This is a genomic window from Ensifer adhaerens (assembly GCF_002007205.1).
Taxonomy (GTDB): Bacteria; Pseudomonadota; Alphaproteobacteria; order Rhizobiales; family Rhizobiaceae; genus Ensifer; species Ensifer adhaerens_D.
Map to the genome: position 1 here is coordinate 550,173 of NZ_LAZS01000006.1, position 14,535 is coordinate 564,707.

The following is a 14,535-nucleotide window of genomic DNA, read 5'->3' on the forward strand; positions in this document are numbered from 1 at the left end:
GTTATCTGCCAGTCGGCCTCACGCGCCGCGATCTAACGCGGTGCAAGCATCGCGGCGACCGCCGCCGCCAGCATCAGTCCGGACGCGACCAAGGGCAGCGCCGAAAAACCGGCCCCAGCGTAGACCACGCCGAAACCAAGCGTTCCCGCAAAGAGCGACAGATAGGTAACGCCGCTGTTCAGCCCCATGATCGCGCCACGCCTGGCCGGATCGAGCCCCGTCAGCCGCATGATCAGCACGTTGAGACCGAAATGGTTGGCAAGGCCCCAGCAGAAGACGACGACGAGCATGGCCGTGTAGGAGCCGCTCGCGGCCGCCATCGCGCCATAAACGCCCGCGACGACAAGGAAGATCAGGGGCAGCAATTTGCCCGCGCCGAAGCGATCGATCAGGCGGTCGAGAAGGGCCGCCGCACCGAAGCCGAACCCGTAGGATACGGCCACAAGACCATTGGCGCTGAGGGGCAGTCCGAGTGCCGCATGCAGGTGTTCGCCGATATAGGCATAGACCCCGTAGAAGGCGGCCATGAACGCGGCGCAGGCGACCAGGAGCGGCCCGGCGCCACGCACGCCAAGCGCCGCCAGCGGCGACGTCGTCGTGCCGGTCGCGCGTTCCCGCACCGGCGCGAGCCTGACGGCGGCGCAGGCGACCACCGTGGCTGCGGCAACGACGAAGTAGACGGCGCGCCATCCCCCGAAGTCGGCGATCGCTGCCGATAGCGGCACACCGGCCACCATGCTGAGCGTCCAGCCGGTCAGCACCAAGCCGATGGTCTCGCTCTCCCGTCCGGCCGGCGCGATCATCGAGGCCAGCGTATAGATCGAGGGAAGCGCGATGCCCGTGGCGACGCCGACAACGAGCTGGGCGGCGACCAGGAGCACCAGCATCGGCGCCAGCGCGCTGGCGGCAAGCCCGGCGGCCAGAAGCAAGAGGGCTGCCGCCAGAACGCAATGGGGACCGTAGCGGTCGATGAAGCGGCCGAGGAAGATGGCGCTGACGGCCGTGCCAAGTCCGAAGGCTGCCGAAGCGACCATCACGGAGGGAACATCCGCACCGAGGCTGCGCGCCACTTCGGGCGCGATCGGCCCGAGCGCCAGCGAGTTGGAGCCGATGACTCCGATGCACACGGTCAGGACATAGGCGAAGCGCGGGATACGTACTGTGTCGATGGAGACCGGCGAAATGGGTTGATTGATGTTCGTCATTCCTTCATTTTTGCAGAATGAAGTTCAGCAACAAGAGGAATTTTCGGTATGGACCAAAATACAGATGACGTTCGGCGGAAACGTCCGCCGGAACGCGACCTCGACGCGATGGACCGAAAACTATTAGGCGTGCTCGTCGAGGACGCGACCACAAGCTATGCCGAGCTTGGCGAACGGGTCGGGCTTTCGCCACCGGCGGCGCATGAACGGGTAAAGCGGCTGCGACGGTCGGGCGCGATCCGCCGCGTGTCGGCGCTCATCGATCCCGAGGCGGTCGGCAAGACGCTGCTCGCCTTCGTCCATGTCGATACGACCGGCTGGGGCAAGACACAGGCGCTGCTTGCGATCGAGGAATGCCCGGAAGTGGAGGAGATCCATTCCGTCGCCGGCGATACCTGCATGCTGCTCAAGGTCCGTACCGAGAGCACGCATGCGCTCGAAGGGCTTCTGGCGCGCCTCTACGACACGCCCGGCGTCAAGGCGACGCGCAGCTATGTGGTGCTTTCGACCTATCTGGAACGGCCGGTGCAGCCGGGCACGACGGGCGACTGGCCCGCCGTGGTGAAGGGTTAGGCTGGTTTCGCCAGGCGGACCCGCCTGCCTGCCTCAGACGACGCCGGCGCGCAGCAGGTCGTGGATATGCAGGATGCTGACCGGGGCTCCGCCATCGTCGACGACGAACAGCACGGTCACCTTGTGCTGCTGCATGAACTCCATGGCGCCGCTTGCAAGCACGTCGCCGCGGATGACGCGCGGATTGCGCGACATCACTGCCTCGACCGGCTGCAAGAGCAAGTCGCCGGACATGTGTCGACGCAGGTCGCCGTCGGTGATGACGCCGACGAGCTTGCCGCCATCGTCGACGATACCGACGACGCCGAAGCCCTTGGATGACATCTCGATCAGCGCCTCGCTCATCGGGCGCCCCATGCTTAGCAGGGGCATCTGGGCGCCCTCATGCGCCAGTTCGCGCACCAGCCGCAGTTGCGCGCCGAGTTTGCCGCCCGGATGGAAGGTCTTGAAGTCCTCGGCCGAAAAGCCGCGCCGCTCCAAGAGCGCGATGGCGAGCGCGTCGCCAATGGCGAGTTGCAGCATCGCCGAGGTCGTCGGCGCGAGGCCGTGCGGGCAGGCTTCCTGAACCTTCGGCAACACGATCGGCACTTCGGAGTTGCGGGCAAGCACGCTGTCGCGGTTGGCGCAGATCGAGACGATCGGCACGTTGAAGCGCTTGGCATAGGTGAGCATGTTGGCAAGCTCGGCGGTCTCGCCCGACCAGGAGAGCAGGATCAGCACGTCCTGCGAGGTGACCATGCCGAGGTCGCCGTGGCTTGCCTCGGTGGGGTGCACGAAATAGGCGGACGTTCCGGTCGAGGCCAGGGTGGCTGCGATCTTGCGGCCGATATGGCCGCTCTTGCCGACGCCGGAGACGACGACGCGCCCCTTACTTTCGCCGACCAGTTCGACAGCTTCGACGACACTGCGGGCAAAGACCTCGTCGGCGCCGAATTGATCCGCCAGCGCCCTGATGCCGGCCATCGCGGTCGTCAGCGTCCGGCCAATCGACTCCAAGGCCGCAAGTGCGGTGCGATCATCCGCCGATACATGTCTCAAACCCATGATGACCCCAATTCTGCGAAGACTTAAGCAACAGGCAGATATTCTGCCCGCCAGACCCATTGACGGCAGATAAGCGCTTTTTCTTGGCAAACCAAGTCTTGGAAGCAGAGTTTGGGGGAAAACTGGCCGCGATCAGCGTCGTTTTCGTCAGCCGGCGCGCTTTTCTTCCATTTCGAGCGGCATCGACTTGTCGGCCGCGAATTCTTCGAGCGTCATCGAATCAAGAATAGCAGCGACGGCATCGCGGACCGTCGTCATCGAAACCCGCACCTGACAGGTCTCGGGATCGTTGCAGTCCTCGCAGACCTCATAGGCCGTACGGCTCGCACAGCGGATTGGCGCGAGCGGCCCATCCAGCGTGCGGATGACATGACCAATGCGGATTTCCGAAGCGGGCCGCGAGAGCGAGTAGCCACCGCCGGGCCCCTTCTTCGAGCGCAGCATGCCGGCGTTGCGCAGTTCGAGCAGGATTGTGTCCAGGAATTTCTTCGGGATGTTGTTGCGCTGCGCGATCTCGGTAATGAAGGCGGTCTCCCCCGGCTCCAGCCGTGCAAGATCGACCAAGGCCTTCAGTCCGTACTTTCCCTTCTTCGTCAGCATTCCGGCACGCTTTCCCTGCGGCGGCACCCCATAAAACGGGAATCATCCGCGCAAATGCAAATATAGCTTGGCATAGCACAAGAAACGTACTGCCAACATATAATTATAGTGGGGAATTGGCCAGTGTCGCGGACATTGCGTGCGGCCGACGCGGCGGAGATCTCGGGGTGCCTTCCGGGCGAATGCGGGAGAAAAGCCGAACCGGCTTTTCTCGTCCGCTTCAGGCGGCGGCGCTGTGGCTCTGCCGCTTTGCCTGGACGGCCTGGTGGGCCAACAACTGCCGGATCGCGGCGCGCGCCTCATCGGCCGAACCGAAGCGCTTCGCGTCCAGATCCCAGACATGATACTTCACCGCCAGGAACTTGAAGCGATCTTCATCCGGGACAACAACGCCGACGGCCTCGCCGCCAAATTCGATAACCTGCTTGCTCATACAAATAACGCTCCATCCACGCCGTCGGCGCGGAAACTTTCAATTTCGGCAAAAGATAAAGTTCGAGGGGTTCGAAGGTCACATTCGGCAAAGATTGCGAATGAGCCATTTTTTCTCTGTTGCGCGACAAAGAAGACGCGTGCCGAAGAAGGCGGCGGTCGAGACGGTTTCGGACATGTCACTCTCCTTTGGCTGGCCCGGCATCAGCAATGCCGGAGCGTTCGATGAACAACCGTGAGGCGGACTCCCCGCGTTCACGTAGTGGCAAACTAGAATAATCTACCAATTCCGTCAATTAAAAAGATGAAGACGCAGAAAAAATTTCTTCACCCTTTAAATTTCAGGGGCGATGGACGCAAAATCCATCCACCCGTTCCGGAGCCGGAGACCCACGCTATTTAGGAAGCGAAGAATCAGTCTGCAGGCACGGGTGGATAAAGACAGCACATTCGGACAAAAAAGGGGCGGCCCGTCAGGCCGCCCCTTCACGTTTTGTGTTCCAATGCCCGATGTCAGGCAGCAGGCGTGCCCGCCTGCGGCGTGGTCGTGCCGCCGCGGGATGCTTCGCGATCCTTCCACCAACGATTGAGGAAGAGCAGGATCGGGCCGCCGATATAGATCGACGACGTCGTTGCCACGATCACGCCGAAGATCATCGGCCAGGCGAAGCTCTTGACGGCATCGCCGCCCCAGATCGCCATCGGCACCAACGAGAAGGCGGTCGCCATCGAGGTGAAGATGCATCGCGCGATCACCTGGTTGATGCTCATGTCGATGAGGTCCGAGAACGGCATCGACTTGTACTTGCGCAGGTTCTCGCGCATGCGGTCATAGACCACGACCTTGTCGTTGACCGAGTAGCCGATCATCGTCAGCAGCGCGGCGATAGCCGTCAGGTTGAAGTCGATGCCGGTCAGCGCGAAGAAGCCGATCGTCTTGGTGATGTCGAGCAACAGCACCGCGATCGCGCCGACGGCGAAGTGCCATTCGAAACGGAACCAGATGTAGAGCAGGATCGCCACCATGGCGAGACCGACGGCGAGGAAGCCCGAACGGGCAAGCTCGGTACTGACGGTCGGGCCGACGACTTCGGTACGCTCGAAGCTCGCATCCGGGATCGTCTGGACGACGGCGTCCTTGATGCGGTTGAGCGCTGCCGTCTGCTCCTGCTCGCCGCCCGGCTGGCGCTGGACGCGGATCAGGACCGACTTGTCCTGGCCGAATTCCTGCAGTGCCACTTCGCCGATGTTGAGCGCTTCGAGATTGTGGCGCAACGCCGGCAGGTCGAGCGTGTTCTTCGAGGTGGTTTCGACCTGGATACCGCCGACGAAGTCGATGCCGTAGTTGAGGCCCGGGGTGAAGAACAGGACCACGGAGCTGACCGACAGGAACGCCGACATGCCGATGGCGACGAAGCGGCCCTTCATGAAGGAGAAGGACGGAAGCTTCGGAACCTTGCCGAACAGCGACGGGATCTCGAGCTTCTTCATCTTCCGGCGGACGACGACCTCGCGCATCATCAGGCGCACGATGGTGATCGAGGTGAACATCGAGATGATGATGCCGAGCATCATGGTGACGGCGAAGCCCTTCACCGGGCCGGAGCCGAAGGCGAAGAGCAGCACGGTGCCCGAGAGCGTCGTGACGTTGCTATCGATGATGGTCGCATAGGCCTTGTTGAAGCCGATATCGAGCGCCTTCATCGCTCCGGCACCCGCTTCCGTTTCTTCGCGGATACGGGCGTTGATCAGGATGTTGGCGTCCACCGCCATGCCGATGCCGAGAATGATACCGGCGATGCCGGGCAAGGTCAGCGTCGAGCCGAGCATGGCCAGAAGCGCGACCGTGAGGATCGTGTGCAGCACCAGGCCGACATTGGCGATCATGCCCCAGGCGCCGTAGAGCACGACCATGAGGGTGACGACGAGCGCGAAGCCGGCGAGACCGGTGTAGATGCCCATGCGGATCGAGTCGGAACCGAGGTTCGGTCCGACGGAGCGTTCTTCGATGACGGTCAGCGGTGCCGGCAGCGCGCCGGAGCGCAGCAGCGCGGAAAGAACGGTTGCTTCCTGTGCGGTGAAGTTGCCGCTGATCTGGCCGTTGCCGCCGATGATCGGCTCGCGGATGACCGGTGCGGTCAGGACCTTGCCGTCAAGAACGATGGCAAAGGGCTTGCCGACGGCAGCCTGGGTGATTTCCGCGAACTGGCGCGCACCGAGCGTGTCGAAGGTGAAGGACACGATCGGTTCGTTGGTGCGCTGGTCGAAGCCGGCCTTGGCATCGGCCAGGCGCTCGCCCGAAATCGCGACGCGGCTTTCGACCGCGTACTTGTTGTTGTCGTGCGCGCCCGGCAGGATGTCGACGCCGCGCGGCGCCGGCTGGTTCGGATCCACAGTCTGGTCGACCATGTGGAAGCTCATCTGCGCGGTCGAGCCCAGGAGCTGGCGCAGTGCCGTCGGATCCTCGAGGCCCGGAAGCTGGACGAGAATGCGGTCGGAACCGACACGCTGGATCAGCGGCTCGGCGACGCCGACGGTATCGACGCGCTGGCGAATGATCTCGAGGCTCTGTTCGACGGCCTTGGTGGTGCGGTCGGCAAGGCCGGCCTCGGTCATCGCGATGTTGATGCTGTCGCCGTTCTCGGTCACATCGATATCGGAAGCCGCGCCGCCGAAGCCAAGCGTACCGACGGGAGCGGCCAACTCTTTCAGCTTCGGCAGAACCTTTTCGCGGTCAGCCGCGTCTTCGATCTTCACGGTAACGGTATCGCCGGCGATGCGGGCCGAGGAGGCCGAAATGCGCTCGGCGCGCAGCGCCCGGCGCGTATCGTCAAGCAAGGTTTCGAGGCGAGCCTTGCGCAGGCCGGCGGCATCGACTTCGAGAACGAGGTGCGAGCCGCCCTTGAGGTCGAGGCCGAGGGTCACCGGCTTGACCGGCAGCCAGGCTGCGAATTGTTCACGTTGTGCTGGCGTCAGCACGTTCGGAAGCGCCGCGACACATCCGAAGATGATCACGACGAGATAGACGAGAATCGCCCATTTCGGTGTACGCATGGTGTGGTTCCAGAAGAGCCTGCACGGGCACGGGGCGCGTCGTCAGGGCTTTGTTTTCATTGAAGGCAATGCTGCAGCCGAAGCCGCAAGCCAGCCGGAGTATCTGGTGGATCAAGCGCGCGGAGGCGCGCGGATATGGGGGCCATGGCTCGGCGTATTGCCGATGGAAAGGGCAATGCGGCCCAGGACCTGGCCGCCCGAAAGTTCAGGAAACTTCAGCTCGTCGGATGCCGGCAGCAGCGCCGGCAAGCCATCGTCGGCCGCGGACTTGGCGTCCTTGCGCTCGACGGTGAAGCGGAGATCGGAAAGCGGCGTCGCCCGCGAAACCTGCCTTGCGGCGGGACGGTCGCCGGAACCCGTGTCGGCAGCGTTGCCGGCCTGGGCGCCCGACGACGACCGGGAGGGGATGCTTTGTCCGACCGAGATGACCTGCATCGCGAAGGAGGCACAAAAGAGCCACAGCACGGCGAGAAGCCGGCCGGCCTGCATGTTCTTGCTGCCACCACCCGTGCGGTCCATCAAGGACGCGGTCCCTTTCCTTGGCGACTAGGCGCCAGCGAGACGAAATTCAGCCTGAATGCCGACCTTAACGAAAAAACGTGGCCGGAATCGAGCATGAGCGCCCTTAACATCATTCCAGGCCGGAAAAGTCAAATCCGGCCGGTTTCGCGGTTGTCGTTGTTCAGGCCGTGAGGCCGCTCGTTCTCCGTTCGTGGATCTCGATGAGCGACGGCCCCTTGCGCTTCGCCGCCTCGGCAAGCGCCTGGGAGAGATCACCGACGGAAGCAAGCCGTTGCCCTTCGACGCCATAGGCCTTGGCCGCCATCAGGAAGTCCGGCGCCGAAGGCTTGACGCCCTCGGGTGTGACGCCGGCGTCGACCATGTAGCTTTCGATTTCCTGGTAGCCGTCATTGTTCCAGACCAGGAAGATCACCTGCGCCTGCGCATCGACGGTCGAACCGATCTCGGCCAGCGAGAACTGGAAGCCGCCGTCGCCGACGAGGCAGACAACCGGTCGCGATGGATCGGCGACCGCCGCGCCGACGGCGGCCGGTGGTGCGTAGCCGAGCGAACCGTAGCCGGTCGCCGAATTGAACCAGCTGCGCTGCCGCGGTGCATCACAGTAGAGGTTGCCGGCATAGACGGCCTGGGTCGAGTCGCCGACGACCGTGCAGTCGGGAAGCGTGCGGTAGATCGTTTCGATGATGCCGATTTCGGCCCGCATCTTGGCGGTCAGTTCCTTCAGCGCCGCCCGCCGCGCGGTTTCGGCACGCGCTGCGCCATCCTTTTTGCCGTGCCCCGGCAGGAAGGCGAGGATGCCCGATGTCGCAGCCTTCGCGCCCGAAAGGATCGAAAGCGCCGCGTGCGGGCCACGCGCGAGCTGTGCCGCATCGATGTCGGTGCGGATGAGATTGCGCAAGGCCGGGAAGCCGCCGTCGGCATACATGTCGTAATCCGTCTGGCCCATTTCGGTGCCGAGCGCCAGAACGAGGTCCGCCTCCCTCAGCAGCGACCGCACGGCCTTGAGGCTCGGGCTTGCGGGCACGCGCAAGGGGTTGCCCGCAAGCATGCCGCGAGCATTGACGGTGGTGACAACAGGCGCGCCGATCTGGTCGGCGAGCGCCGTCACCTCGGCTTCCGCCGTCAGCGCGCCGCCGCCGCAGATGATGACCGGGCGCGAGGCGTCGGCGCAGAGGATCGCGGCGCGCTGCAGCGTCTCACTGTCGGAGCGCGGGCGCGTGGCAGTCGCCGGTCGCACCGCCTGCGGCGCGATCTTCGCCGACATCACGTCGGTCGGGATCTCGATATGAACCGGTCCCGGCCGGCCGGAGACGAGCACCGAGAAGGCCCGGTCGACGACGAAAGGCAGGTCTTCCGGATTGAGGAGGGTGTGCGAATAGAGCGCCAGCGTCTTCATCATCCCGTGCTGATCGGGCAGTTCGTGCAAAAGCCCGCGGCCATGGCCGAGTGAATCGCGGCGGTTCACGCCTGAAATCACCAGCATCGGGATCGAATCCTGGCGGGCCTGCGCCATCGCCGTGATCGTGTTCGTCAGCCCCGGCCCGGTTATGACGAGGGCAACACCCGGCTTGCCGCTGACGCGGGCGTAGCCGTCGGCCATGAAGCCGGCCCCCTGTTCGTGCCGCGGCGTCACGTGGCGGATCTTCGATGCCGCAAGGCCCCGGTAAAGCTCGACCGTGTGCACGCCGGGAATGCCGAACACCACCTCGACGCCATTGGCCTCGAGCAGATCGACGAGGACTTCACCAACCGTCTTTTCCATCGTCATGCGCGGCGCTCCTTGCGCAGGCTGGCCCGTTCGGCAAGTGCGGTGATGCGACGGCAGGCTTCATCGATGGCGTCATCGGGCACGGTCAGGCTGACGCGCAGATAGTTCTGTGCTTCGTCGCCAAAGGACGATCCGGGCATGACGGCAACCCCCTCTTCTTCGAGCAGTGCCCAGGCAAACGCATCGCCATCGAGGCCGGTTCCGGAAACGTCGATCAAGGTGAACATGCCCGCCTCGGGCGCGAACACCTCGATGCCCGGCGCCGAGGCCAGGCCGGCGACGATCCGTGCGGCCCGCGACTTGTAGGATTCGCGCATCCGGCGTGCCGTATCGATGTCGTGGGTCAGGGCGTAGGCGGTCATGTCGGCGATGAAGGGCTGGGTGCCGAAAAGCATCGTTTCGGAGACCGGCAGCAGCCGCTCGGTGAACTCGACCGGGCCGACCGCCCAGCCGCTGCGGAAGCCGGGGGCGGCGTGCGATTTGGAGATCGACGAGACGACGATCGTGCGTTCGGCGAGATCGGGATTGTCGAAGGGCGAGGCAAAGACGGCGTCGAACACCAGCTCCTCATAGACCTCGTCGCAGACGATCCAGAGATCGTGACGACGCGCGACCTCGCCGATCGCGGCAATTTCTTCCGCCGTCAGCACGGCGCCGGTCGGATTGTGCGGCGTATTCAGCAGCAGCACCCGGCTCTCCGGCGTGATCGCCTTTTCGAGGTCGGCGGCCTGCATGTGGAAACCGAATTCCGGCTTCAGCGGTACCAGCACCGGATGGGCGCCGGTGGAGCGGATGACGCCTTCATAGGTCGCATAGAGCGGATCGCCGACGAGCACGGCATCGCCGGCCTCCGCCAGCCCCAGGATCACGGCGAAGAGCGCCGTCTGCGTGCCGGGGAAACAAAGCACGTTCTCCGTCGTCACGTCGGCGCGACGGCGGCGGTACTTCTCCGCGACGGCCACCACGACCGCCGGCTCCCCGCGGCCATTCGAATAGCGGTAGCGCCCGGCATTCATCGCGCGCTGGCATTCGTCGAGAAGAGCGCGGTCCGGCGGAAGATCCGGTTCACCGATCGTCAATTCGATGATGTCGGCACCGGCAGCCCTCAACTGGCGGGCGCGAATATGCAGCGACCATTTTCCCGAACCCAGATCGGCAAGACGTTCGGTGATGGACGCGTAGCGCATGGTGCTTTCTCCCGTTTTCATTGTTTTGCGTTTCCGATCGAAGTCCCGAGCAGAGCCTCGACGGAGGACATGGCGATGGCGACGAGCTCGCCCTCGCGAAAGAGGTCGCCCGCCAGGCACCCTTCCACCCAGAGGCCGTCGACCAGCCCGTTGATGGCGATAGCGAAGGCCCGGCAGGTTTCGGCATCGGCCGGCTTGCCCTTGGCCGCGAGGAAGTCGGCGAGCAGTTCCTGCAGCGAATTGCGGAACGTCAGGTAACCCTCGCGGTGGATCTCCGACAGCACCGGGTCGACGCGCACCTGGCTGATGAAGGCGGCCCAGAGCGAGATGCTGCGGCTGTCGGCGACCGGCTCGGTGAGATTGATCGCGATGAAATCGCGAAGCCGCGTTTCCGGATCGCCCACGACCTTGCTCGCCTTCTCGGTCAAGGAAGCGATGACGGCACGATAGGCCTCGGCGACCATCTGGTCCTTCGATTCGAAGTAGTGGCGCACCAGCCCGGCCGTGACGCCGGCGCGGATCGCGATCTGCCGTACCGTTGCGCCCTTCAGCCCGAATTCGGAGATGCAGTCGAGCGTCGCTTCGATCAGTTCCTGGCGGCGCTCGCCTTCCGCAGCGCGATGAAAGCTGCGCCTGTTCACTTGGCAACCCGCCGGACCGGATGCCGTGACACGGTCGAAAAGGGCTTCGTCCGGGACGGGATCATGGGCGGCTCCTTCGGGAAATCGGTGCTTTGGGCGGGCGTCAAAAAATCGACGATGCGTATTATTATACGCTTGAATAATAGCTACACAAGTGCAACCATGCCGGCCAACAAAACCCGTGACAGGCCAAAGATGCCGCGCGGAAAATGACAGGGGAACTGTTCATGCTGACGACAAAAGCTCGCAGAGCCATGGGAGCGGCGCGCCGATGACGGATGCGGCCCAGGCAATCGCGGTCACTGACCTGCACAAGCGTTTCGGGCCATTGGAAGTGCTGAAAGGTGTTTCGCTCACAGCGAAGCAAGGCGACGTGATCGCGATTATCGGCGGCAGCGGTTCCGGCAAGTCCACCTTCCTGCGCTGCATCAACCTCCTCGAACTCCCGTCGGCCGGCAGCGTCAGCGTGCACGGCGAGAAGATCAAGATGAAAGCCGACGGCCGCGGAGGCCTGGTGCCGGAGGACCGTCGCCAAGTCCAGCGGATCCGCAGCCAGCTCGGCATGGTGTTCCAGAGCTTCAATCTCTGGCAGCACATGACCATCCTCGAAAACGTCATCGAGGCGCCGATCCATGTGCTCGGCAAGCCGAAGCCGGAAGCGGTCGCGACGGCCGAAACGTTGCTCAAGCGCGTCGGCCTCTACGAAAAACGCGACGCCTACCCCTCCTTCCTCTCCGGCGGACAACAGCAGCGCGCGGCCATCGCCCGGGCGCTTGCCATCCAGCCGCTGGTCATGCTCTTCGACGAGCCGACCTCGGCGCTCGACCCCGAGCTTGTCGGAGAAGTGCTCTCGGTCATCGGCGATCTTGCACGTGAAAAACGCACGATGATCCTCGTCACCCACGAGATGAAGTTCGCGCGCGATGTCGCCAACCACATCGTCTTTCTCCACAACGGCGTGATCGAGGAGCAGGGCCCGCCAGAAGCCATCTTCGGTTCACCGCGCTCGGAAAGGCTCAAGAAGTTCATCAGTTCCATTCACTGAATTCCTGAATGCTAAACAACCAAAAAGGGGAACAGCATGAAGAAGGCATTGAAAGTCCTGGCCGTTGCGGCGGCAATCGCCGTCAGCGGCGGTGTCGCTGCGTCGGCGGAAGCGCTGAAGGTCGGGGTCGCCGCCGAGCCCTATGCGCCGTTCACGGCGCCTGATGCCAGCGGCAAGTGGGAAGGCTGGGAAGTCGAGTTCATGAACGCGATGTGCGCCGAGGCCAAGCTCGAATGCGTGCTGACGCCGGTCGCCTGGGACGGCATCATTCCGGCGCTGACTTCGAAGAAGATCGACATGATCATCAGCTCGATGTCGATCACCGATGAACGGCTGAAAACGATCGATTTCTCCGACAAGTACTACAACACCCCGACCGGCATCATCGGCACCAAGGGCCAGGACATCAAGCCGACGCCGGAGGGCCTCAACGGCAAGTCGCTCGGCGTCCAGGTGTCGACGGTCCACCAAGCCTACGCCGCCAAGCACTTCGCGCCGGCAGGCGTCGACGTCAAGGAATACCAGACGCAGGACGAGGCCAACAACGACCTCGCCGCCGGCCGTCTCGACGCCGTCCAGGCGGACGCCATCGCGCTCAAGGCGTTCCTCGCGACCGACCAGGGCAAGGAATGCTGCGACTACAAGGGCGACGTCGCCGAAGATGTCGCCGTGATCGGCCCGGGTGTGGGGGTCGGCCTGCGCAAGGGCGAGACCGAGCTCAAGGACAAGGTCAACGCCGCGATCAAGGCGATCCGCGACAACGGCACCTACGACACGTTCTCGAAGAAGTACTTCGACTTCGACATCTACGGCAAGTAAGGCGCGATCGGCCAGCGATCGACCTGCTGCAGCGTTGGGTGTCTGAAGGGCACGCAGCGCTGCAGCGTCCGCCGGCCGGCGTCATCGGAGCTCGACCATGGCTGCGGATTCCCTCGTCAACTGGGGCCTGCTCTCGCTTTCAGCACCCGGCTGGGGCGGCGTGCTGCTGCAGGGTTTTTTCAACTCGATCCAGATCGCCGTCGGCGGCTTCACGCTCGGACTGGCGCTCGGCGTCGGCGGCGCTTTCGGTAAGCTCTATGGCGGTCCGGTGCTGCGGGACCTGCTCGAATGCTACACGACGGTCGTGCGCGCAGTGCCGGAACTGGTGCTGATCCTCTTGCTCTATTACGCCGGCACCGATCTGCTCAACCAGGTGCTTGCGCTCGTTGCAATCGGCCCGGTCGACATCAGCGGCCTGATGGCCGGCATCTTCGTGATCGGCGTCGTGCAGGGCGCCTACTCGACCGAGGTGTTGCGCGGCGCGATCAAGGCGGTGCCTGCCGGCCAGATCGAGGCGGCGCGCGCCTATGGCATGTCGCCGACCATGGTCCTGCGGCGCATTACGCTGCCGGCGATGCTGCCCTATGCCATTCCCGGCCTTTCCAATCTCTGGCTGATCGCCACCAAGGATACGGCCCTTCTCGCCGTCGTCGGTTTCAGCGAGCTGACGCTGGTCACGCGCCAGGCGGCCGGCACGACCAAGGCCTATCTCCTGTTCTTCCTGGCAGCCGGCGCACTTTATCTGGCGCTGACGCTCGTCTCCAACGTCTTCATCGGCATGCTCGAACGCCACGCCCGACGCGGTCTTGCGGTGAACCGATGACCGACGAAACCACCCACGCCGTCGCCTTTACGCCCGAGGACCTGCCGACGGCGAAAAGCTTCTTCAAGCCGCATCGCATCGTGATGATGCTGGTCTTTGCCGCTTTCGTCGTCGCCGTCGCCGTCTTCATGCGCTGGGACTGGCTGCCGCGTTACCTGCCAAGGCTTGGCTGGGGCATCCTCGTCAGCCTGGCGATGCTGTTCAGCACCGCGATCCTCGGCTTCCTGCTGGCGGTGCCGATCGGCCTTGTGCAGGTGACCGGCCCCTGGTTCCTGAAACTGCCGGCCAAGATCTTCTGTACCGTCATTCGCGGCACGCCGCTGCTCCTGCAGCTCTGGCTGCTCTATTACGGGCTCGGCTCGCTGTTCCCGCAGTTCCCGGCGATCCGCCAATCCTTCCTCTGGCCCTATCTGCGCGAGGCGTGGCCCTATGGCGTGGCGGCACTGACCATCTCGTTTGCCGCCTACGAGGGCGAGGTGATGCGCGGCGCCTTTGCCGGCGTTCCGAACGGCGAGCTTGAGGCGGCCAAGGCCTATGGCATGGGCCGCTGGACGATGTTCCGCCGCATCTGGCTGCCGCGCGCCATCCACCGGGCGCTGCCGACGCTCAACGGCGAAACCGTGCTGCAGCTGAAATCGACGCCGCTTGTCGCGACCGTGACCGTCGTCGACGTCTATGCGGTCATCTCCAAGGTGCGGCAGGAAACCTTCCTCACCTACGAGCCGCTGCTTTTGCTCGCACTCATCTACATGTGCCTCACCGGCATTCTGGTGGTCGCTTTCCGCACCTTCGAAAATCGCATCCCAACCCGCGGTGCCTGAC

The 14,535-nt window shown here is 64.1% G+C and carries 14 protein-coding genes; 5 read left to right on the forward strand and 9 right to left on the reverse strand.

The window, feature by feature from the left end; translation table 11 throughout:
- Window positions 1-32: 32 nt before the first annotated feature.
- A complete protein-coding gene (locus tag XB14_RS15315) occupies window positions 33-1,205 on the reverse strand; it encodes an MFS transporter (RefSeq protein ID WP_077962435.1) in 1,173 nt (390 codons plus the stop codon).
- Between the two features lie 48 nt (window positions 1,206-1,253).
- Here XB14_RS15315 and XB14_RS15320 point away from each other — a divergent pair, with 48 nt between their 5' ends.
- The gene (locus XB14_RS15320) at window positions 1,254-1,778 is read left to right on the forward strand and encodes an Lrp/AsnC family transcriptional regulator (protein ID WP_077962436.1); all 525 of its coding nucleotides are present in this window, start codon (window positions 1,254-1,256) and stop codon (window positions 1,776-1,778) included.
- Between the two features lie 33 nt (window positions 1,779-1,811).
- Here XB14_RS15320 and XB14_RS15325 read toward each other — a convergent pair whose 3' ends face one another.
- The 8 genes from XB14_RS15325 to XB14_RS15360 all read right to left on the reverse strand — a co-directional run bounded on the left by XB14_RS15325 (window position 1,812) and on the right by XB14_RS15360 (window position 11,026).
- Window positions 1,812-2,822, reverse strand: a complete 1,011-nt coding sequence (locus tag XB14_RS15325) for a KpsF/GutQ family sugar-phosphate isomerase (RefSeq protein WP_077962437.1) — start codon at window positions 2,820-2,822, stop codon at window positions 1,812-1,814.
- Window positions 2,823-2,969: 147 nt separating this feature from the next.
- Complete coding sequence (locus tag XB14_RS15330) at window positions 2,970-3,422, reverse strand: RrF2 family transcriptional regulator (RefSeq protein ID WP_034797035.1); 453 nt, start codon at window positions 3,420-3,422, stop codon at window positions 2,970-2,972.
- A 220-nt stretch (window positions 3,423-3,642) separates the two neighbouring features.
- Complete coding sequence (locus XB14_RS15335; protein ID WP_077962438.1) at window positions 3,643-3,855, reverse strand: hypothetical protein; 213 nt, start codon at window positions 3,853-3,855, stop codon at window positions 3,643-3,645.
- Window positions 3,856-4,367: 512 nt separating this feature from the next.
- Complete coding sequence (secD, locus tag XB14_RS15340) at window positions 4,368-6,908, reverse strand: protein translocase subunit SecD (RefSeq protein WP_077962439.1); 2,541 nt, start codon at window positions 6,906-6,908, stop codon at window positions 4,368-4,370.
- 111 nt (window positions 6,909-7,019) lie between these two features.
- Complete coding sequence (locus XB14_RS33570; protein WP_077962440.1) at window positions 7,020-7,427, reverse strand: hypothetical protein; 408 nt, start codon at window positions 7,425-7,427, stop codon at window positions 7,020-7,022.
- A 163-nt stretch (window positions 7,428-7,590) separates the two neighbouring features.
- Complete coding sequence (locus XB14_RS15350) at window positions 7,591-9,198, reverse strand: 5-guanidino-2-oxopentanoate decarboxylase (RefSeq protein WP_077962441.1); 1,608 nt, start codon at window positions 9,196-9,198, stop codon at window positions 7,591-7,593.
- Window positions 9,195-10,385 (reverse strand): pyridoxal phosphate-dependent aminotransferase, encoded by a 1,191-nt coding sequence (locus XB14_RS15355; protein ID WP_077962442.1) that lies wholly within the window; start codon window positions 10,383-10,385, stop codon window positions 9,195-9,197. The genes XB14_RS15350 and XB14_RS15355 overlap by 4 nt, the downstream gene beginning before the upstream one ends.
- Window positions 10,386-10,402: 17 nt before the next feature.
- Window positions 10,403-11,026 carry a TetR/AcrR family transcriptional regulator gene (locus XB14_RS15360; RefSeq protein ID WP_077962443.1) on the reverse strand — a complete coding sequence of 208 codons (624 nt, stop codon included), beginning with the start codon at window positions 11,024-11,026 and terminating at the stop codon, window positions 10,403-10,405.
- Window positions 11,027-11,297: 271 nt separating this feature from the next.
- Between XB14_RS15360 and XB14_RS15365 the strand changes: the two genes are divergently transcribed.
- The 4 genes from XB14_RS15365 (at window position 11,298) to XB14_RS15380 (ending at window position 14,534) form a co-directional block, all read left to right on the forward strand.
- Complete coding sequence (locus XB14_RS15365; RefSeq protein ID WP_077962444.1) at window positions 11,298-12,071, forward strand: ABC transporter ATP-binding protein; 774 nt, start codon at window positions 11,298-11,300, stop codon at window positions 12,069-12,071.
- A 36-nt stretch (window positions 12,072-12,107) separates the two neighbouring features.
- The gene (locus XB14_RS15370) at window positions 12,108-12,890 is read left to right on the forward strand and encodes a transporter substrate-binding domain-containing protein (protein ID WP_077962445.1); all 783 of its coding nucleotides are present in this window, start codon (window positions 12,108-12,110) and stop codon (window positions 12,888-12,890) included.
- 97 nt (window positions 12,891-12,987) lie between these two features.
- Window positions 12,988-13,713 carry an ABC transporter permease gene (locus XB14_RS15375; protein WP_077962446.1) on the forward strand — a complete coding sequence of 242 codons (726 nt, stop codon included), beginning with the start codon at window positions 12,988-12,990 and terminating at the stop codon, window positions 13,711-13,713.
- Window positions 13,710-14,534, forward strand: a complete 825-nt coding sequence (locus tag XB14_RS15380; protein ID WP_077962447.1) for an ABC transporter permease — start codon at window positions 13,710-13,712, stop codon at window positions 14,532-14,534. The genes XB14_RS15375 and XB14_RS15380 overlap by 4 nt, the downstream gene beginning before the upstream one ends.
- Window position 14,535: the final 1 nt, after the last annotated feature.